This is a genomic window from Priestia sp. 3CA3 (genome assembly GCF_056836725.1).
In genome coordinates this window covers 1-20,570 of record NZ_JBXENJ010000023.1, presented here as the reverse complement: position 1 = coordinate 20,570, position 20,570 = coordinate 1, and the positions used below count along the sequence as shown (strand labels likewise).

The 20,570-nt window shown below is 35.8% G+C and carries 21 protein-coding genes; 8 read left to right on the top strand and 13 right to left on the bottom strand.

Translation table 11 applies throughout. The features are described 5' to 3' along the window. The first annotated feature begins 107 nt into the window (after positions 1–107). The 3 genes from AC1VNJ_RS26130 to AC1VNJ_RS26120 all read left to right on the top strand — a co-directional run bounded on the left by AC1VNJ_RS26130 (position 108) and on the right by AC1VNJ_RS26120 (position 2,613). Positions 108–344 carry a hypothetical protein gene (locus tag AC1VNJ_RS26130; protein ID WP_482641567.1) on the top strand — a complete coding sequence of 79 codons (237 nt, stop codon included), beginning with the start codon at positions 108–110 and terminating at the stop codon, positions 342–344. Between the two features lie 154 nt (positions 345–498). Then, positions 499–1,929, top strand: a complete 1,431-nt coding sequence (locus tag AC1VNJ_RS26125; protein ID WP_482641566.1) for a M1 family metallopeptidase — start codon at positions 499–501, stop codon at positions 1,927–1,929. Positions 1,930–2,094: 165 nt separating this feature from the next. Further along, entirely contained in the window at positions 2,095–2,613 is a 519-nt protein-coding gene (locus AC1VNJ_RS26120) for a GrpB family protein (RefSeq protein WP_482641565.1), read from the top strand. Between the two features lie 69 nt (positions 2,614–2,682). On the opposite strand, the gene AC1VNJ_RS26115 is transcribed toward AC1VNJ_RS26120, so the two are convergent. Together AC1VNJ_RS26115 and AC1VNJ_RS26110 are read right to left on the bottom strand one after the other, a co-directional pair. After that, complete coding sequence (locus AC1VNJ_RS26115; RefSeq protein ID WP_482641564.1) at positions 2,683–3,192, bottom strand: ankyrin repeat domain-containing protein; 510 nt, start codon at positions 3,190–3,192, stop codon at positions 2,683–2,685. Positions 3,193–3,230: 38 nt separating this feature from the next. Beyond that, complete coding sequence (locus AC1VNJ_RS26110) at positions 3,231–3,887, bottom strand: ImmA/IrrE family metallo-endopeptidase (protein ID WP_482641563.1); 657 nt, start codon at positions 3,885–3,887, stop codon at positions 3,231–3,233. Between the two features lie 193 nt (positions 3,888–4,080). Here AC1VNJ_RS26110 and AC1VNJ_RS26105 point away from each other — a divergent pair, with 193 nt between their 5' ends. Both AC1VNJ_RS26105 and AC1VNJ_RS26100 read left to right on the top strand, forming a co-directional pair. Continuing rightward, a complete protein-coding gene (locus tag AC1VNJ_RS26105; RefSeq protein WP_482641569.1) occupies positions 4,081–4,557 on the top strand; it encodes a hypothetical protein in 477 nt (158 codons plus the stop codon). An 85-nt stretch (positions 4,558–4,642) separates the two neighbouring features. After that, positions 4,643–5,239: a DUF4304 domain-containing protein gene (locus AC1VNJ_RS26100; protein ID WP_482641562.1), complete on the top strand. Its 597-nt coding sequence runs from the start codon at positions 4,643–4,645 to the stop codon at positions 5,237–5,239. A 133-nt stretch (positions 5,240–5,372) separates the two neighbouring features. On the opposite strand, the gene AC1VNJ_RS26095 is transcribed toward AC1VNJ_RS26100, so the two are convergent. The 9 genes from AC1VNJ_RS26095 to AC1VNJ_RS26055 form a co-directional block, all read right to left on the bottom strand. Beyond that, entirely contained in the window at positions 5,373–6,056 is a 684-nt protein-coding gene (locus AC1VNJ_RS26095; protein WP_482641561.1) for a hypothetical protein, read from the bottom strand. Between the two features lie 775 nt (positions 6,057–6,831). Continuing rightward, positions 6,832–7,806, bottom strand: coding sequence for a 5-oxoprolinase subunit C family protein (locus tag AC1VNJ_RS26090; RefSeq protein ID WP_482641560.1), 975 nt, complete (start codon positions 7,804–7,806; stop codon positions 6,832–6,834). A gap of 1 nt (position 7,807) precedes the next feature. After that, on the bottom strand, positions 7,808–8,692 hold the full coding sequence (locus tag AC1VNJ_RS26085) for a 5-oxoprolinase subunit B family protein (RefSeq protein WP_482641559.1): 885 nt from the start codon (positions 8,690–8,692) through the stop codon (positions 7,808–7,810). Positions 8,693–8,704: 12 nt separating this feature from the next. Further along, positions 8,705–10,771: a sigma 54-interacting transcriptional regulator gene (locus tag AC1VNJ_RS26080; protein WP_482641558.1), complete on the bottom strand. Its 2,067-nt coding sequence runs from the start codon at positions 10,769–10,771 to the stop codon at positions 8,705–8,707. Positions 10,772–11,192: 421 nt separating this feature from the next. Further along, entirely contained in the window at positions 11,193–11,969 is a 777-nt protein-coding gene (locus AC1VNJ_RS26075) for a LamB/YcsF family protein (protein ID WP_482641557.1), read from the bottom strand. A 198-nt stretch (positions 11,970–12,167) separates the two neighbouring features. After that, on the bottom strand, positions 12,168–13,511 hold the full coding sequence (locus AC1VNJ_RS26070) for an acetyl-CoA carboxylase biotin carboxylase subunit (RefSeq protein WP_482641556.1): 1,344 nt from the start codon (positions 13,509–13,511) through the stop codon (positions 12,168–12,170). Between the two features lie 21 nt (positions 13,512–13,532). Continuing rightward, positions 13,533–13,781 carry an acetyl-CoA carboxylase gene (locus AC1VNJ_RS26065; protein ID WP_482641555.1) on the bottom strand — a complete coding sequence of 83 codons (249 nt, stop codon included), beginning with the start codon at positions 13,779–13,781 and terminating at the stop codon, positions 13,533–13,535. Positions 13,782–13,793: 12 nt separating this feature from the next. Beyond that, positions 13,794–14,771 carry a 5-oxoprolinase subunit C family protein gene (locus tag AC1VNJ_RS26060; protein ID WP_482641554.1) on the bottom strand — a complete coding sequence of 326 codons (978 nt, stop codon included), beginning with the start codon at positions 14,769–14,771 and terminating at the stop codon, positions 13,794–13,796. Next, complete coding sequence (locus AC1VNJ_RS26055; protein WP_482641553.1) at positions 14,764–15,636, bottom strand: 5-oxoprolinase subunit B family protein; 873 nt, start codon at positions 15,634–15,636, stop codon at positions 14,764–14,766. Before AC1VNJ_RS26055 ends, AC1VNJ_RS26060 begins: the two co-directional genes overlap by 8 nt. Before the next feature lie 644 nt (positions 15,637–16,280). Here AC1VNJ_RS26055 and AC1VNJ_RS26050 point away from each other — a divergent pair. Continuing rightward, a complete protein-coding gene (locus AC1VNJ_RS26050) occupies positions 16,281–16,988 on the top strand; it encodes an IS6 family transposase (protein WP_482641568.1) in 708 nt (235 codons plus the stop codon). Between the two features lie 126 nt (positions 16,989–17,114). Here the strand turns inward: AC1VNJ_RS26050 and AC1VNJ_RS26045 are convergent, their stop codons facing one another. Continuing rightward, positions 17,115–17,837, bottom strand: coding sequence for a hypothetical protein (locus tag AC1VNJ_RS26045; protein ID WP_482641552.1), 723 nt, complete (start codon positions 17,835–17,837; stop codon positions 17,115–17,117). A 581-nt stretch (positions 17,838–18,418) separates the two neighbouring features. Here AC1VNJ_RS26045 and AC1VNJ_RS26040 point away from each other — a divergent pair. Further along, a complete protein-coding gene (locus AC1VNJ_RS26040) occupies positions 18,419–18,589 on the top strand; it encodes a hypothetical protein (protein WP_482641551.1) in 171 nt (56 codons plus the stop codon). 175 nt (positions 18,590–18,764) lie between these two features. Here AC1VNJ_RS26040 and AC1VNJ_RS26035 read toward each other — a convergent pair whose 3' ends face one another. Continuing rightward, positions 18,765–18,935, bottom strand: a complete 171-nt coding sequence (locus tag AC1VNJ_RS26035; protein ID WP_482641550.1) for a hypothetical protein — start codon at positions 18,933–18,935, stop codon at positions 18,765–18,767. Positions 18,936–19,584: 649 nt separating this feature from the next. On the opposite strand from AC1VNJ_RS26035, the gene AC1VNJ_RS26030 reads away from it, so the two are divergent. Then, a complete protein-coding gene (locus AC1VNJ_RS26030) occupies positions 19,585–20,340 on the top strand; it encodes a hydralysin-2 (protein ID WP_482641549.1) in 756 nt (251 codons plus the stop codon). Positions 20,341–20,570: the final 230 nt, after the last annotated feature.

Here is a 20,570-nt window from a genome sequence, read left to right as displayed (position 1 = left end):
AATTAGTTCAAGCTTTTTTTGCCCCTAGACATTACATTATGTGAATTATATCTATGTATTGAATGCATGAGATAATAAAGGAAAATAGTTTAAAAGGACAGATGTAGATGTTTAACAAAAGGTTTTCAATTGAAAAAGCTCAGCATTCAAACGAGAGAGAAAAAGAATATAAAGAATATTGTTCAGAAATCATGTTCAAATTTGGCGATACTTTATCAGTGAAAGGTAATTCAGTATATTTGTTAAAAGATGAAGAGGAAATAAAATTAATTCAACCATTGTGTTCTAAGACATTTTGGTATGAAACATGGCTAAATCTAAAAAAATTTTATGGTTTGGAGTAATTCGGATTGTCGAAAAGAAATTCTTATAGACAAGCCTTTTTTTCATGTTCCTATAAGCCGTTTTATGTTAACTTTATTTATAACAAAAAAGGATTACCAAATAATGGTGTTGAATAGACCACTCATATACTTTTAGTTGAATTAAGTAGGAGTGATGGTCATAAGAAAAAAATTCGTTTTATTAGGATTACTTATTGTAGTTGTAATTTCTTTTGTTTCCTTTGGTGTCATAAAACATATGGAGAGTGTTAATTCTAGCCCTGCTGAAAAAGGACATAAAATAAAATTTTCTCCTAGGAGTGTCCCAGCAGGAACTGATATCAAGTACGACATGGTGTTAACAATGAATGAAGAAGGAACATTTAACTTAGAATCAACCGTAACGGTAAAAAACATCTCTGAGGATTCATGGAGAACTATTGTTTTTTATTTTATTCCTAATATGTTTACAAAAAGTATATCATCGCGATTAGATCAACCGGCTGCTATTCATTTTAATAAAGTTACTGTGAATGGAGAATCATCCAGTTTTGAATTAGAGAAAGATACCTTAAATGTTCCCTTAAAAGAAAAATTGGAGAAAGGTAAAGAAATAAAAGTTACATTCAACTATGATTTTACGCTTCCTGAAGATGGTTTAAGATTTACCAAAAGTCACGAAAATTATTATTTAGCTCAATTCTATCCAATGGTTGCGACTTATAGAAATCATAAATGGAATAAAGAAGAATACCGTTTCAAAGGAGAAACCTATCATACCGCATTTAGTGATTTTAAAGTAACGTATAACATTCCTGATGATTATACAATGGTTTCAACAAGTGAATACGATGAGTTCCCAAGTAAGAAAAATGGTGTTTTTGAGGTCAAGAATACAAAAGAAATTTTTGTAGCATTACTCAAAAAACCTCTAATTTTCGAAAGAAATAAAGATAAGGTGAATATTAGAGTTATAGGCCTAAGTCATGATGATCCTTTGTATGAAGAGATAAGCAAAGAAGCCTCAGATGCTCTTCACTACTTCCAAGAGAAGATTGGTCCTTATCCCTTCAAACAATTAGATATAATAGTGGATCAGCTGGCAATGGAGTACCCAGGCGTAGTAACAGCCCATTCAGTCTACAATGCTTCCGTTAGCGATGAATCATTAAAGCGAATCGTAGTACATGAAATAGCTCATCAGTGGTTTTATGGCGTTATTAGTAATGATCCTTATCATAATGCTTGGTTAGACGAAGGCTTTGCTGATTTTGCCACCACTTTGTATTTGTTCTCTAAGTCAAATCAGGATATTCCTTATAAATTGATGTACAGTCAAATAGAAAACCTTAAACCCCTTCCAGTAAATTTACCGTTAGATCAATACGGTAGCGACAGTAGTTCATATATTTATGGGAAATCAAACGCAATGTTATGGAAGTTATTTGAGAAAAGAGGTGGAAAAGAAGAAGCAGAGAAATTTTTGAAAAGTTATTATAAAGAGTATAAGTACAAAGAAGTAGATACAAAAGAATTTATCCGATTTACTACGAATTACTTTAATTTCAAGGATGATAAGTTTTTTAAAGAGTGGCTAGTTCACTAATCCTTAAAGAATAGGCTAATTAAAATGAATGCGCCTTTGCCAAAAGCGAAGGCTTTATTTTTTATACATGGGATTACCGATAACACGTTTTATATTAACTTGAAAGGAATATCCTATACATAAAGTTAATATTGAAAATAGGAGTGATAAAAGGGGGGAATTGTAATGTTAGGACTAGAACGTGGTTTAGTAAAATCAGAACCTTATAATAATGAATGGAGTAAGTTATTTGAGAAGGAGAGAGAATTATTATCTTCCCAATTAAAGGATCTTATTGTTGAAATCGAACATGTTGGAAGTACCTCTATTGAAGGTCTTTTTGCTAAACCTATTATTGATATCGCAATTGGTGTTAGCTCTTTGGATGTAATTATAGAACTAAAAGAAAAAGTAAAGGCACTTGGGTATGTTGAAGTGCCAGTAAGTATAGATGGTAAATATGTTTTTGCAAGGTACAAAGAAAAGAAAATCACTCATTTTTTACATGTAATGATATATAATCAGAATCTATGGATAGATCAAATTTCCTTTAGAGATTATTTACGATCAGATCTTGATGCAAAGATAGAGTATATAAAACTAAAAGAAAAACTTGCAAATAAATACCCAAATGATGTTATTTCATATACCAATGAAAAAAGGAAGTTTGTTGATAACATATTAAAAAGGGCAAAGAAAATGTAATAGTGACGAATGCAAATAAAGCCTTAGGAATCTGTAGATTTCTAAGGTTCTTTGTATTCAGATAGTATCTTAAGTCTTTAAAAAATTAGCTATTTCTTCGTTACGATACTCCTCTGCATAAAACAAAGCTGTTTTATCATCATTATCTTTTGTGTACTTATTTGCTCCATTTTCTAGTAGTAATTCAACGACTTCTTTATGGTCATAACAGCAAGCAATCATTAAAGGTGTTACACCCTCATTGCTCTTGACCTCAATATCTGCTCCATTTTTGATTAACCATTCAATAATTTCTATATAACCTTCCCCAGAAGCTATATACAATGGCGTAAAGCCCTCTTCATCTTTTAAATGAATACTTGAACCTCTTGATATTAAGAATCGAATGACCTCTAAATGCCCCTCTTGTGTGGCCCAGTGAAGCATTGTATATCCACCTTCATCTCTTATATTAACGTCTATTCCGAAATCCAACAGCTTCTTTATCTTTCCCAACTCACCGTAAGCAGCATATTCAAATATCTCTTTTTTTCTCTTTTCGTGGGTTTTAGCTACTTTCTTCTTTAATCTTTTTTTCATTTACAATCTCCTAATTTAATTATTATTTCCAATGTTATTTATTCTTCTAACCATTTAATTTGGCTTTTAAGTCCATATTCTATGGCAAACCATTCTGCAAAGCGCTCGCGTTGTTTATCACTTTTATGTTTGATATCATGAAATTGATTTTCAACATGATGTCCTAATTCATGAAAAAGTACGTCTTTTAGATAAAAGGATTGAATCGATTTCTTGTCGAATTTTAAAACCCAACCATTATTTTCTTCAATCCACCTAGTACCATGCCTTTCATACTCAATGCAAATAGAGGGTTTGGGTTTAGTCTTGTAATGCAAACACATCGTTTTAGGAAATGGAAATAGATATATTACCTTATAAAAATCATTGTAAGATGCGAAGCGAAATTCATTACAATTAAGCTGTTTTTTAGAACCACTACATAAAAATATTCCTTTTAAGCCTGTTAAGTAATGTGACGGAATATTATTCATTATTTTCCGTATTTGTTCTTGATTTGCAGGGTGAAAAGATTCTGGGTGTGGCTTATAGGTTCGATATAGTATTCCTTCTTCTTTATCAAGCAACCTTTCGGATTCTTTTGTAATTTTATATATTTCAGTATCATAAGGTGAATATTCAGCTTGATTGGTAAGCTTATTTTCGCTCCAAGGACCACTTCTTAATCCATTTTCCAATCCTTTTACTCTTCGCATCTTTATCCTCCTTTTTCATATAAAAATTATCACTGCTTTTATTTGATAAGTAATTCTATAAAAAATAAGTAAACCCCTTTTTAAGATTTTACCTATTTTTGTACCTAGAAGAGGCATTATGGTAACTATAAATGTACGACCCATACATGAGATAATAAGCATAGAAAACGTTAAAGGAGAAACGACTTTGAAAATGGAGAAACGGAGATTTGCAGAGAAAGCGTTAAAGCATTTACTTGTTGGTAGTCAAATGGATGGAATAAAGTTCGCGTCTGAGGCTTCCGCCATTTCATTGATCTTTACTCACTATGATCGAACAGAAGATGATGCATTCATTTTAACGATTGAAACAGCCTGGACAGTATACGACGAGGTTCCACTTGTGTATCCATCTTCGGAGAAAGAAGTCCCCACACATACTGAAGAACAGCACTTTAAGCATATTTGGGATGTAAAGAGACAAAAAATAGTGGATGTACATTTAGGTCATCGGTCGCCCCATCTCATTATTTTATTTGAATCAGGTAGCATTTTGTTTGTAAATGGTCATGATACGAACTATGAATGTTGGCAACTAGGTGATCATTGGGGAGGAAGTGACAATGAGTGGCTTTTAGTTGCCGTTCCAGGCGATAATATAGCTGTTTGGTCTCCTGAACACTTTGAATAAATCCATAGAAAATGTTTTATGTTAACTAGATATGAGCATCGTACCCATAAGATAATATGAGAAAAAATAATAAAAGAGGATATGTATGAAACCTAAAGAACTGCTTAAATTCTATATTGAAAATGAATTAATTAACATATTAAAACCTTTAGGGTTTACGTATGCTAAAAGTGGCCCAAAATTCTCTAGAAAAACAGGACCGTTTACATTGAGTTTCAGCTTCTATACTAGTAAGTATAGTTCAGAAAATCATTGTATTTTTTGGACTCAATGGAGTGTTTCATCTAAAGACTATAAAAAGTGGTACGAGAAAACATGGGGAACTACATTGACAAGTGATGTAATTACTGGAAGTGCGGACTGGAACATACCGAATTGGTTAGAAGGTAATCGTGATCATGTATTTCTTTCTAACAGTGACTTAGATAACCAGAAATTCAAAAAAATTATCCAGAATATATTGAACGCAGGAATACCATATTATGAACAAATAACAGATTGGAGTACTGCTGCTGATCTAGCTTTACAAGCACCTGTTATATTCTATGAAGAAGTATGTGACTTTTATATGATGGCTAATCAAAGAAATAAAGCAAAACAAATTCTTGATTATGCTCTAGAGAGAGCCACAGAGGAAAATTACGAAGAATTAAAGGTAAGAATGGAAAAGTATTTTAACTAAAACTACGATGAGAAAAAAGAGGATTCTTCCTCTTTTTTTGTCTGGAAAATACATTCAGTTAAATGACTTTGCATATCTCTTACATAAACTTTTAGCTGAAGTATCTCTCTCAGTAGTTTTCTGCATAGCAACCCTACTGCAAAGGAATATCCACTTCTTTCATCCAACTACTTGTTTTAGATCTAACAGTAATTAGCTGATCGCTTTCCCACTTTAATTCACCCAGGAATCTAGCATATACAACTTCATTTCCAACTTCTTCTACTAATAGTTGATTAATTATTCTCAAGCCTTTTTCATTGTAAACCTCACACCATAATTGAAATCCAGAATACCTATGAACTCCTTTTAACATTGTTAAAAGCTTACGATTAGGGCTTTTCTTTGGTGTTTTAGCAACTAAAAAAATGGCTTCATAATTTTGTTTAACTATTTCGTCCAAAGCTTCTTCTACATATTTCTTTATTGTAGTTGAAGGAAGCAAAGAGTACTTTTTTAAGGCAGGTACTATATAATTCCTCACTATGTTACAAAATGCTTGATATTTCTTCTCAACAGTTTCTAACTCTATAAATAACATATAGTCATCAGGCAGGAATATTTCAACTTCCTGAATAGCCTTCTCTTCTGAGTAGGATACTTCTTTGTAGGGATTAGCTAAACAATAAACAGCTATGCTTTTTACTTCTTCTAGTTTGAATTCCAAATCCTTTAATCTGTTACAAAAAATCAATTCAAAAATTCTAAGTTCATGTATATTATTATAGTGTTTCTTAGGCCTTTTTTTTGCCCAATCGTAAATATGAATATCTAGCATTTAAATAATATCTATCCCTTCTGATTTATGAATAAAATCCTGGTGTTACTTAACTAACATTTTAATCTTTAAATTTAGAAAAGCTACCAATAAGGGTCATCGCATAAAATCATTTGTAATAAATTAAGCTTTTTAAAAAAATAATCCTTTGCCCACCCAGGCAAAGGATTTTTGAATTTATTGGAAAAGGGGGAATACGTTATTAGTTTGGCCAGATTTGTAGATTCATATACATATGCCTTTGAAAAATAAATATTGAAATTTTTTTAGAGAATAACTTTATCTATGTTTTATAATTCGTTGAGTAAATACTAACGTATTTTATTTATTATTAAAGTTTTACTATTTACACTAAGTGACGACAAATATGGGCTTTTTCTACAAGGTATGTAATAGTTAACGCTATTTTCAATAAAATAAGTTTCCTATTACTCTAATAAATAAAGTTAAATTTATTTTATATAAAAAAACGTTATACCTTTAGTATTTATTTTATTTGTTATAAAACAATATTAAATATATATTAAGAGTTAAAAAATTCCTAATAGTTCCATCGATGTTCAATCATATTTAAAATACAAGGGTCTATTAAGAATGAGACTCTTTTATCACTCCTCTCGAATAGCACACTTCAAGAGTATCTTCATACCATGTTCGAATAATGAAAAGAAAGACTAAAATGAATTAAACAAAAAACCACCCAATGCAGGGTGATTATTAGGAGTAAAGTGCGGAAAGGATATAGAATGTTTAAGATGGCGTTGGAGTCCTATGGTTATCTTAATAATTCAGTTAAATCATAGAGTTTCTTTTGTCGTTCCTTCCTAGCTTCGATCGCCTGATCCATCGTCACTGCTAAAAATCGGCAAGTGGACAAAGGTCTAGACTGTGAAATTTGATCTAAGTCAGAACTTATAACAGTTCCGATTGTGACAAATCCCCCTCCAGTTGTTCCATCATGTAATAGTACGATAACCTCTTCTTTATTAGGTACCATGATCCCACCAATGGGGTAGATAATATCGACAACATTAGCCGAACTATTCCCAGCTCCAAATGGTGTTTCTATATTTCGTAATCCAATTGAACCGCCTTTAAATCGATAGGCTACTCGATTAGATTCTGTCGATACTTTCCAGTTAGTGTTAAGAAAAGATTTAATTCCCTCATCACTAACTAGTGACCCTGCCAGTCCCATAACTACCCTAAACTCATTTGAATTGGAAAGTTGAGGGAGAAAATCACAACTTATTGTTTTACCTACCTGCTTAAACACTCCCGGTAGTGGTTCGCCAATAGGAACGTAGTCTCCGGCCTTGAGGTTGCGCCCCTGATAACCGCCAAATTCGCTATACAGGTACGTTGAACGGCTTCCTAAGACTACAGGCACCTGGATTCCCCCCGAAATACATAAGTAAGTTTTTACTCCATGCTTCGCAGGAGAGTAATGTAAGATGTCTCCTTCACGTACTCGGACATTCTCCCACATGGGAATAGGCTGATTATTAATTTGAGGCTTCATTGGCGCCCCAGTAATGGCAATCACGGTATCCTTTTGAAATTCTATTTTAGGTCCAATTAATGTCATTTCTAATCCGGCGAATTCGAGGGGATTACCGAGCAAAAGATTTCCTGCGATGAAGGAATACTTGTCTGCTGCACCACTTGGAGGAACACCATAATGATAATTACCATATCGACCGAGGTCTTGAACACTTGTTTGCAAACCTGGCTCCACGATTCGTAGCATCTCAAAACCCCTCCATTAGCTCAAGGATATAAGGTCTTCCTTTACGAAAGTATTCCTCTGGCGAAAATTCAACCTTCTTTATCCGGAACCGATAAGTACCCTGTTTAACCTCTTGGCTAATCCTCTGAAACTCCGATTCTGTAACAGAACGGTGCTTCCATAAATCACCTGGACGGGCAAGGAAAAGAGACTCTTTGAAATCTTCCAATTGCTGATTCTTATCGAAGATGGGAACAGCAGACATCCCAATCAATTGATAGCTTCCTGGTCCGGATACCGGATAAATCAGTGTAAAAGCTCCACCCAATCCAACTGCTTGTCTTGGCGTATTCGTTCTTGGACTGATATATTTAGGAGTTTGAATCATTTGTTCCTTTAGCACGCCTAACTGGAATTCCCAAGCAGCTCCAGGATTAAATCCAATCATACTGATGAGATGCGGCATAGAGGTATGTGCTTCAATAAAGTCCTCTTTGCCTCGAAATCCGTTCATTTTCATGACAAACTCAAAATTTGTTAAAGACGGATCTTGATGGCGATCCTTAAATTGCCTGGAATATTCCTGTGTAACAGGGTCATCATACCATATGGGAATTTCCACAATGCGAATCGATAAATTTAATTCTGCCGGATTACTCTTTATAATATCGATTTCCTTCAAACAATCCAACAAATCGTAAGAGGAGATAATGTCAGGATTAAAACGAACAAGATACGATGCGTTAGCCGGGCAAATATCCAATACCCCAGGGATTTGCCGACTTCTCAGTTCTTTCGTGATGGCTAATGCCTTAAAGTTGCTTTCTGCACTCATATCTTTAGAGATTTCCGCAAAAACATATTCGTCACCACCATAATGAAAACGAGTCTCTGGGACTGTAAACATGATTGCACCTCCTCATTTCAACAGCTTCTTTATCCGGCGGCTCATGGTCGCAGGACTTATGCCTAAAACTTCTGATGCTTTAGCAGCAGTCCCATACTTTTGTAATCCCAACGTGATCAACTGCGTTTCTACTTCCTCTACAGCTTGCTTTAAGGGCATTAAACCTAAAGTGACCATAGGTTCTGTCTTCCCCTTTTGACGGGCGTAGAGTATGGATAGGGCATCATCACGGTAAACAACGTTTTCTCGTGAAGTCACTACCAATCGTTCAATCACGTTTTGAAGCTCCCGAACATTTCCCTTCCATGGATAGTTTTCCAATACTTCTATCGCTTCTCGGGACAGATGTTTTTCTTTCCTATACATATGATTGAAACGCTGTAGGAAATTTAAAGACAAAGGCATAATATCCTCTTTCCGTTTCCTGAGAGCAGGAATATAAATGGGAATGACATGCAAACGATAGTATAAATCTTCTCTGAATTTTCCCTCTTGAACTAATTCCCATAAATCCCGGTTAGTGGCTGCAATAATGCGCACATCAAGTGGGGTCGTTTTAGTACCTCCTACGCGAGTGATTTCTCGTTCCTGAAGTACTCTCAATAATTTGACTTGCATGTTTAATGGTAGTTCGGAAATTTCATCTAAAAAAATTGAGCTCTGATTAGCCATCTCAAAATAACCGGGCTTTCCTCTTACATCCGCACCCGTAAAGGCTCCTTTTTCATAACCGAATAATTCGCTCTCAATAAGTTGTTCAGGAATTGCTCCGCAATTCACTCGGACAAATCGGTGATTATGTCGGTTGCTCCACTCATGTATCGTATGAGCGATAACTTCTTTACCTACCCCGGATTCCCCATAAATGAGTATTGTTGAATCAACATCAGCAACCATGCGAATCTCGTCAACCAACCTCTCCATTACCTGGGATTGATAGACTAGTCCGCTTTTTTTAGTGGATAGGCTTTTTAATTCCTGTAGTTCTTGTTTATATCCCTCTGATTCTTGCTGAACCTTCATTAACTTTTCTTTTAATCGGTTTACCTCGGTAATATCTCGTGAAATAATAATGATTTTGGCTATTTGTCCCTCATGAAAAACAGGAGTAGCGACAGACCATAGGCGTTTGCCATTTTTGCTTTCTTGAATGCTAGTTAGCTTTTTTCCTTTAGCTAAACACATTTCAACAATATTTGGTTGAATAAATCCCTGTTTTTCCAAGTCATAGACATTCTGCCCCGTGACCTTGTCGGGACGATCTAACTCCCAATAATCCTTCAAAAATGTTCCTGTAAAGCGTAGAATGGTCCCTTCAGGACTAACCACCATAATTTGTTCCTGAGAAGAGGAGTATATCGCTTGCAAATCTTCGTTGAGATCACGAACAAACTCCAACTCCTTAACTGCTTCTTCCCATTGTTCCCGCAGGAAAAATATATGAACTAACCCTGTACATATTCCATTGACAACTAAGGGAGTAAAATTTCCAATGATTTGTTTAAAATTAAGGTAACTACTTACGCTAATTAAAGATTTTCCTGACAATACATCCTCTAAACTTTGTTTCGTTTCTATTAAAGAGTTATACTTGCGGTTTAATAAAAAAGAAGTAGACAACCCCAAAATTTTTTCAGCCATTTCATTAACAAATGTAATTTCAAGTGAGGAGTTGGTGGTAATCATTCCGATTCCAGCACCTTGAGAAAGTTGATTCAAATGCATAAGCCGGAGTTCGTGCATCTGTTGCCGCGCATATTGATTGGTACAATATCCTACAACTTCATCATGCTCATTGATTCCTATGTAAACATTGATATTATGATAAAATTCTATCTCATGGTCTAAGGGCACTTTTAAAATATCTTGCTTATACTCAATAGGTCGTTGCAAATTCGAGAAATTTTGGATCTGTTGCAGGAGTGATTGCTGATCCACATAGCCTACTACTCTTCTATTCTTTAGGACAAGAACCAATTCTACGTGATTTATCGTTATTTGTTGTAAAACATCTTGGATAGTAGCCTCAAATGGTATTGTTACAGGATCCGACTTTAAAATTCCTTTCCAGGTAAACATAATATCACCGCCTTCACCTGACTCGTATTGTCAAAACTTTTATATTAAATAGGCCCGTAAATCCTACTATAGAGGACTTTTTAAGTGAAAAAATGTCGAATATGAATTGAATTCTATGGATAATTGAGGTTACTATACACCCAACAATCTAGAATAGAAGTTACAATTTGTATCCTCAAATTATAACCTATTTATTAACCCTTATAAACTACCAACAATAAAGCACTGAAACATTAATTTTTGATATTTTTCTATGGGAAGAATTTGTATTATAAAGACTAATGGAGATTATATTCGTTTTTACAGTGTAAAATCCAGTCCACTGAAAACAAGCTGACACCTATTTCGTCTAGATGTCAGCAAGCAGCTTACTAAGTTTTTTACTGTCTCCAATTTTAGTCCTTAAAAAGAAGATTGTATTTTATGCACGTGAACTCAACACATCGTGAATCGGAGCAATCTTAATATTCTCTGCTTTTAGAGCTTCTACAATCGCTTTTGCCAAATGAGGGGCACCAGGTGTATCACCATGAATGCATACTGTTTCAGCTTTCAACGATATATCTTCTCCTGTATGTGCAAGTACTTTCCCTTCTTTTACCATGCGGACCACCCGATCAGCCATTTTTACGTAATCATCAATAGAGGTTCCTACTCGGGTTAAGACTATAGATCCGGTTGCGGTATGTTCACGATCAGAGTATACCTCTTTTACTACACGAATCCCCACTTTCTTCCCCGCTTCTACCACTGCTGAATGATTCATCGCATACACCGCCATATCTGAATCTACTTCCGCAATTGCCTCTAAAATAATCCTCGCTACCTGTTCATCTTCCATGGCATACATATACAGGGCACCGTGGGGTTTGCAATGCTGAAGTTTCAACCCGAAGGCAGTAGCGAATTCTCGCAGAGCCCCTACTTGGTACGTAACATAATCTTTGATCTCAGACGGAGTAGCAGCCATATGGCGACGTCCAAAACCTAGCAAATCAGGAAAGCCTGGATGAGCCCCAACAGCTACTCCGTATGTCTTTGCTAATTCTACTGATTTCCGCATAACTTGAGGGTCCCCACCATGAAAACCGCAGGCGATATTAGCTGACGAGATATATTTCATCATTTCTTCGTCATTTCCTAACTGGTATAAACCAAAACTTTCTCCCATATCACAGTTTAAATCGACTTTGACCATTTTCTCTTCTCCCCAAATTCATACATATTTTAAGAATGTGTTCTAATCCATTTGTGCTTACGATAATCCCAGGCGAAATTAACTTTTCCTCATACCATGGCAAGGTGCTTATTTTCTCGGCAAGCATCTCAATCGTTATAATAGGCATGTCTTTTCCTCTCTGTAATTACTATCGTATAAATGGGTTTTATCATCCTATTACCTATTGGTTAGGTGTTGATCAAGGAATCTTGTCGTATAATCACCTTGTTGGAAATCAGCATGTTTCACAATCATCTGAAGCAGTGTTTTGTTTGTTACTATTCCTTCGACCTGAACCTGTTCTAGTGCATGATTCATCTTTTCGATGGCTTCTTTACGTGTTGCAGCATGAACAATAATTTTTCCGATCATAGGGTCATAGAAAGGTGTAACCTTATTACCTTCTTTAATGGCTAAATCTAGTCTTACCCCCGTAGGCAGAACTAATCGTGTTACGGTTCCAGGTGAAGGAAAAAAGGTTTTAGGATCTTCCGCGTAAAGACGGCATTCAATGCAGTGGCCTGTTTGCTTTACCTCTTCTTGTTCGAATAAAAGTGGTTGTTTCGCAGCCAGTCGCAACTGTAGCTCTACTAAATCGATACCCGTAATTCCTTCGGTTACGGGGTGCTCCACTTGGAGACGAGTATTCATTTCTAGAAAATAAAAATTCTTCTGATCGTCAAAAATAAACTCCATCGTCCCTACCGTTGTGTAACCAATCTGTTTGACTCCACGAAGCGCTGTCTCCAAAAGAAGTTGACGGGTTTCCTCATCTAAGAAAGGAGATGGACTCTCTTCTACTACCTTTTGATTTCGACGCTGGACAGAGCACTCTCGTTCGAATAAATGAATGACATTTCCCTGATGGTCACCAGCTACTTGGACTTCGATATGTCTAGGGTTGGAAATGAATTTCTCCAGGAATAATGCTCCATCACCGAAAGCAGATTCAGCACGTTGCTTAGTTGTCGCGTAAGCATTTTTTAGCTCTTCCGGATTATGAACTAGTGTCATTCCGATTCCGCCACCACCTGCACTGGCTTTCAACATTAGAGGATATCCAATTTGCTCAGCAAGTTTCAACGCTTGATCCACTGAATCTAACGAACCGTCCCAACCGGGCACAACCGGAACACCCACTTGTTTCATTTGGAGGCGGGACTCAATTTTACTACCCATTAATTCGATTACTTTTGCATCTGGTCCAATGAACGTAATCCCTTCCTGTTCTAAATAGCGAGCAAAATCTGCATTTTCGGATAAGAATCCATAACCCGGGTGAACGCCGTCAGCTCCGGTTTGTTTGGCTGCTTCAATTACTTTTCTTATATCAAGATAGCTCTTTTTAGCCTGTGCTGGACCAAGGCATACTGCCTCATCTGCTTCTTCCACAAATGGGGCCATAGCATCTGCCTCAGAGTAAACGGCTACGGTTTGAATTCCTAAGCGTTTGCAAGTACGAATGATACGACGGGCTATTTCTCCACGGTTAGCTATAAGAACTTTTTTAAAATAACTCATTGAATTCCTCCATAAGTTTGTTTATTTGACATTAAGGACTGCGATCTCTTGGCCTGCATCAATAACATCTTCGTTCTCTACAAGAAAACGTTCGATGACACCATCTTCTTCTGCCTTAATTTCGCAGAAGCTTTTCATAACCTCGATCAGACCAATGGTATCACCAGCCTTTACTTCTTGACCGGGAGTCGCAAATTCAGGTTGATCTGGAGATGATTTGCGATAAAAGATTCCAGGAATAGGGGATAAAACCGTAGTTTGAGTTGTCATATAAGTCTCTCCTTAAGTTTTCATAATAATATTTTGGATTTTTGCTAATTGTTCTTTCCACTTTTGACGTTCTCTAATTGCTTCATCTAAGGAAACATTTACAAAGCGAACCTTATCATTTGTTTTGACTTGAGCCATACGATTTAAATCTGTACTAATAATTGTAGCAATAGTGGCATAACCGCCACCGGTCACAGCATCATTCAGTAAGGCAATGGGTTCGATTCCGTCGGGGACTTGAATAGAACCGATGGGATATCCCAAATCTACCACGTTGGAAGGATTACTTCCCGCCCCAAAAGGCTGATCACGTGGAATGAAATGAAGTCGCTCACCTTTAAAACGATAGCCTACACGGTTTGCTTCTGGAGTAACTGTCCATTCAATGGACAAGAAACAATCTTTGCTTTCTTGCATTAAACGATAACTACATAGCCCCATAACCACACGGATTTCATGGTATTTACCGTATTTAGGGATAAATGAACCAGGAATAGTAGTGCCCTTTGAGACGGAACCTTGATAATCACTTCCAATCGAAAGTACATCCCTCTCTTTAAGCGCTCTCCCCTCATACCCACCAATTCCGCACAGTGTATAGGTCGAACGTGAATCTTGAATGATCGGCACATCAATTCCGCCTTTTACCGCAAGATAAGCACGAGCACCAGACTTTACAAAATCAAACGAAAGTACATCTCCAGCTTTGACATCTAAAGTGCTCCATTGAGGAACAGACATTCCGTTGATTTTTGGAGGAATCTCTCCTCCTGTTATAGCTATTACTGTATTTTGTTGAAATTCTAACTCAGGCCCCATGTAGGTGATTTCCAAAGCAGCCGCGTTTTCTCTATTGCCAACCAATAGATTTGCAATTGCAAAGGAGTATTGATCCATAGCTCCAGATGGAGGCATTCCGATTTCATAATAACCAATCCGTCCATAGTCTTGAACTGTGGTTTGAAGTCCAGGTTTCAATATTTTAATCATGGTATAACCTCCCTAATACCAGCTCAGAGAACTTCTTTGGATTTTCCATCACTTCTTGTGGCGTATAAGTGATATCAGTAATTTTATATCGGAAGGTACCTTGTTCCACATCTTTGCGAATTTGATCATACTCATTCCTATCAATTGAACGGTAGCGAAAAATATCGCCTTGACGCGGGAAAACCATAGATTTTTCGAAATCACTCAATTTTTGAACCCGGTCAAAAACAGGAGCTGCAGCAATCCCAAATAATTGATAACCACCGGCTCCCTGAACTGGATAGATACAGGCAAACGCTCCACCAAATCCGAAAGCTCGTTCAGGTGTAAATGTACGAGGACGGACATATTTTGGAACTTCAATTTGCTGTTCACGATTGACCATTTGGAAACAGAAGGGAAGTCCTGGAACGAAGCCAATCATGGAGACCATAAATGGATAGTTCGTCAGCGCTTGAATAAACGCTTCTTTAGAATGGTATCCATTGACTTTTGCTGCATATTCGATATCTGTTGATTCTGGGTCTTGATGACGATCACGTGACTTTATAACAGCATCGTGTGTCCAAGGATCTTCGAAAAGTATAGGAACATCGACTACTCGCGAAGCAATTTCCATATCTAATGTAATGTCGGCTTCGATTTGCTTTAAAATTTCTATCAGTTCTCTTGGGTGCAGAACTTCCGGAATTACTCTGATCATATAGGAGGCGTTAGAAGGACAAATATCCAAGATTCCGTTTATCTGTTTATCTCTTAACTTTTGAGTAATTGCTACCCCTTTAAAGTTTGCTTCCAAATTCATCTCTTCAGATAATTCAACGAAAACAAACTCATCACCACCGTATTCATACCTTGTGCTCATTTTTATTCACCTCACCTAGTATTAGCGGATACAAACATATACATTGCAATAATTATGCCAACTTTTAAAACAGTAATTTTAAACAATTCGATAGATTTAAATAATTTTAATCTTTCATTTTTGAAAGGTGAAATCACTATTTCTAAGTTATTACTACAGAAAAAACACAAACACAACGGTAAAAACTTTTAATTTCAAAAATGAAATTAATATTTTCAATAATGAAATATTTTTGTTTCAAAATTGGAATGATACACCTTATATATATCTGATTTTCACAAAAAAATATTGAAACGATAGCGATTAAAAGTATTTGTGTAGGAGTTATTATTAAAATCTGTTTTAAATTAAACAATTATGATGCTCATAATTGACCAACTACCTAACATAAACAAATGGATTTAAATATGTGTATTGAAAAGATCAAGCTTGGGTGAGGGGGATGAGTGTTTCCGAAGTCATAGAGGAAAAATTGACTTTAGCTCAATGGATTGATGAAAAGAGTATCTAGATTGAACAAGCCAATACAATTAAAGCCAGTCGTATTATTATTGGTTCTGGTGCAAAAACTTCAGGATAGCCGTAATTAATCTCCTAAACTTGGACATACTGATACTATTATTCTAATAGAGGACGTGATCAGTCTGGAAAAGCAGAATCTATTTAAGTGGAAACATTATCAGCCAGATATTATTTTACTAACCGTCAGATGGTACCTACGATACAACCTTAGCTTTCGTGGTTTAGTGGAAATAATGGAAGAACGAGGTCTATCTATTGCCCGCACAACCATTATGCGTTGGGTTCATCAATATGGACGAGAATTAGATGAACGCGTACGACGTCACCTTAAGACAACAAATGATTCGTGGCGAGTGGATGAGACTTATGTGAAAGTGAAAGGACAATGGTTGTACCTCTACCGTGCCGTTGATTCAGAAGGGAATACCATTGATTTTTATCTAAGTAAAGCAAGAAATAAACAAGCAGACAAGCGCTTTTTTAAGAAAGCCTTGGCTTTTTCGCATGTTTCTGAGCCTCGTGTGATAACAGTAGACAAGAACCCAGCTTATCCCATCGCTATCCAAGAGTTAAAAGAAGAAAAGCAGATGCCTGAAGGCATCCAACTAAGGCAAGTAAAATATCTTAACAATATCGTGGAGCAGGATCATCGCTTTATTAAAAAACGAATTCGTCCGATGCTTGGATTAAAATCTTTACGTACTGCCAAACGAATAATTGCAGGAATAGAGGCTATGCACATGATTAAAAAGGGACAGATTCTTCAAAGGGAGAAGTCCGTTCAAAATCAAAAAAAATTCATCCATCAACTGTTTGGACTAGTTACATAAGACCAAGAGGCACTGGAATTCTATCGCTTTTTTATATTTTCTTCAAGTATTTGCACCAGAACCCTTCATTTTGCCAGCAAGGTATTTTCTACAATATTATTTATGAATGAAGCAGACGAGCTACCCCTACATGAAATTCATTAAAAATACAGTGGATGGTGAGACTACCCATCTTAGGCTTATCTCTGTCATGACAATCAACACGAAAGAACAGACAATGGTAAATGTTCCTAAGCTACTGCCGGAAAACAGTGTTAATCTGTCTTTTCCAGTGAAGCGGCCGTTCACCCGCTCAAATTTACGTGACTTTTTAATCAAAGTCCGCCAAATCCATACACCCATGGCAAAAATCAACATTCCTGAAATTCCGAAAGCAACAACCTTTAGCCGATAAGCATTGCCCAGTGCTTGGATTTCAGTTGCGATAATTGCCGGCATGTCGCCAGTGCCAAGCTGCAGCCAATCGTTAAAAGTGGAGCGCATTTCATCAGAATATATGTTTCCTTTTGACGCTGCAAAGTCCTCAATAAACCAGCCGAACCCCCGCACTGGGTTATCCACAGTCGCAATATTTGCGTAAATGATGACAAGGAAAGCCAATGAAATTACTATGCCGGCAACCCCAAAAATCTTGAAAACTCTTTTCTCAAACCCGTATGCTGCAGGTGTTTTTCTCGCTTTTCTTAATAAAAACACACTCGTACATATAATAGCCAAAGTTAAAATACTCCCGAAAATAATCCGAACCCAGTGGAAAGTGACATAATCATCAAAGAACATGTTCATAACAGCATTATTCTCAATGCCAGCTTGAAACAGTTCGCTTAGTGTACGTTGTAATTCATCCAAAATCAAATATCCTCCTATTTATGTAAATGTAACTTGATTACCGTAGCGATAGTAATTGTACAGCATTCTCCTATCTTTAATAAGTATTTTTTATTTTCGCTGACTCCCTTCGTTTCTTGCCTTTCATATCTTATCCGATTTCCCCATCTCTTCATAACCTCCTTAAGCAGGAAAAAGCATAAGGCTTGAGGCTGATATTCAGCATCTAACTTTGACAAAAAATTACTATTCTTGTATCGTTGAAGTATGTTTAAATACACATTTAATATGGGCTATAAAGACAAAAGTACAAGTTTTTCAAAGCCATTAGGTAAACAAATTATTAGAAATGAAAAAAGGCCTTAAACTTTAAGGTCTTTTTCCTACATGTGCGGTTGATCATAGCTGCTTTTAATAGTTGATAAAAGTAAAATATAGTATTAGGTTATAATTGGTCTGATCAAAAGGTAAGCAAAATAAAAAGCCACCTCTTGGGTGTGTGATAAAGGGGACTGACCCCCTAGAGTGAGACAAATAAAAAACACCTTTAAGTTAAAAAACGGGTATGTAGTACCTAACAATAACTTGGAGGTGTTTTTTCTATGATGGTATGGGTGATGAAAAATAACAAATCTGGGCGTGGATTTTATAAACGTTTGGGAGGTAAATATTACACCCATCGAGAGAGCCAATTTGGAGAGTACACAGTAGAAGATGAAGCATACGGTTGGAAAGATATTTCAATCTTATCTCTGAGTGATGAAAGTAAATAATTATGAAGCAAAAAGCCTAATTTGTTTAATTAGGCTTTTTGTTTCTACCGATAAAAGGTTTTATGGTAACTACAAAGCGAAAAAGCTATCTTTGGGGAAGATAGCTTTTTCTACTGATAGATAAAATTAGGTTTTAAGAGGAGTCCTACAAGACTTCTCCAATAGTTTGCTCAATTTAATACACTTTATTCTTACACAACATATCCATTGCTTTTTCTAGAAGTAAAATGTCTTCCTTCATCATTACTTTCATATCGTTGAGATCAAGTTGAATATATTCTTCTTTTAAACGTTCTAATTCCCTCACGAACAGAGATCCAGTATAGTACACGTAATTTGTCTCCAATGCATATCTCCTTTGTGTGCTATTAGTATATGTAGTTCCCTTTTATTCAGGTTAACAACCAACAAAGGTAAACTTTCCTAAAAAATAATCCTTTGCCCACCCAGGCAAAGGATTTTCAAATTTATTGGAAAAGGGGGAATACGTCATTAGTCTGGCCAAATTTATAGATTCATATACATATATCTTTGAAAATAAATGTTGCAATTAACTCTGTTTTCAAGAAATAACCTTAGTTGTGTTTTGTATTTCAGTGAGTAAATATTAAAGTATTTTAGTTATTATTAAGGTTTTAATATTTACTCTATATGACGACAAATATAATGTTTTTCTACAAGGTGTGTAATGATTAACACTATTTTTAATAAAGTATTTTTAACATTACTTAATATTATAGACGGTTTATTGATTTATATTTTTAATATTTATACGGTTATCTGATAGCCTACTTTATTGAATATCATATTCAAACTACCACTTCTTTAATATAGTTACTATCTTTCTATAAAATATTTTTTGGGATGTATTAATAATATAAATCATTCACTTGATAGGAAATATATATATTATTAATATAAAAATTTACATATTTTTTATATGATGCTATTATATAGAAGTATTTTCCTATTTTAAACCTCAAAGGAGTGTTTTGATGCCTATCCAAGAAAGATTTTCGTTTTCAGAATTGTCTGCCGTTGGTTCGAATCCTAACAGTGTAAGAGAAAAGTTCAAAGAGCGTTTTGGTACATTACCAGACGGTATCTCTGTAAACAGCGAAACATATTATGATGCGGCAAAACCAGCAATCACAGAACAATATGGACATCCTTGTTATAAGACAGTAGGAGAATTTACGTATCAAATTGGGGATGGAAAACCACCTAGTGAAGCAATCTTGGGTAGTAACTATGCCATTAATCATGGCGATGAAGAAGCATCTATTTCTTTAAGTGTACAAGGTAACTGGACAGAAACGAAAACATGGTCGTCGGAAACTACAACTGGTTTAAGCATTTCTTCAAAGTTTACCTTAGAAGGTGTGTTTGAATCTGGAGCCGAATTTTCTGTTTCCACAACCGTTGGAGAGTCTTCTTCTACTTCCGTTTCGAGGAGTGCAGCATCTACGGTTACTGTAGCTGTGCCTCCTAGAAGTAAAAAGAAAGTGTCCATGGTTGGTACAATGAAACAAGAAGTCATGGATTTCCAAGCTCCTTTATCTGTTCAAGGATCGTTTGGAGCCAACTTTCCTAGTAAAGTAGAAGGTCATTATTTTTGGTTTTTAGCAGCCGATAACGTTTTAAACAGTACAACAGGAACTCTAAAAGGAAAAATTAAAAATACAGCTGTCTTCAATGTTCAAACAGAAGTAGGAGCAGCAGAGCCTCTTACTACAAAGACAACTGTTTAAATACTAGTCAAAAGCCAATTCTTAGTTAATAAGAATTGGCTTTTTTAAGGTTTCTAATAACGATCTCTGTCTAAAAGATAAAGCAATATCCTGTGATATCAAAACGCTGGTTAGTACCTGCTATCTCTAAAATTTGTAGTCCTTAAATACCTTCAGAGAAACATTCTCTGGCAAAATTAAATTTTGTTTTAGCTGCTTGTGTGGTGTAAAAAGTAAGAAAAAACAGCCCC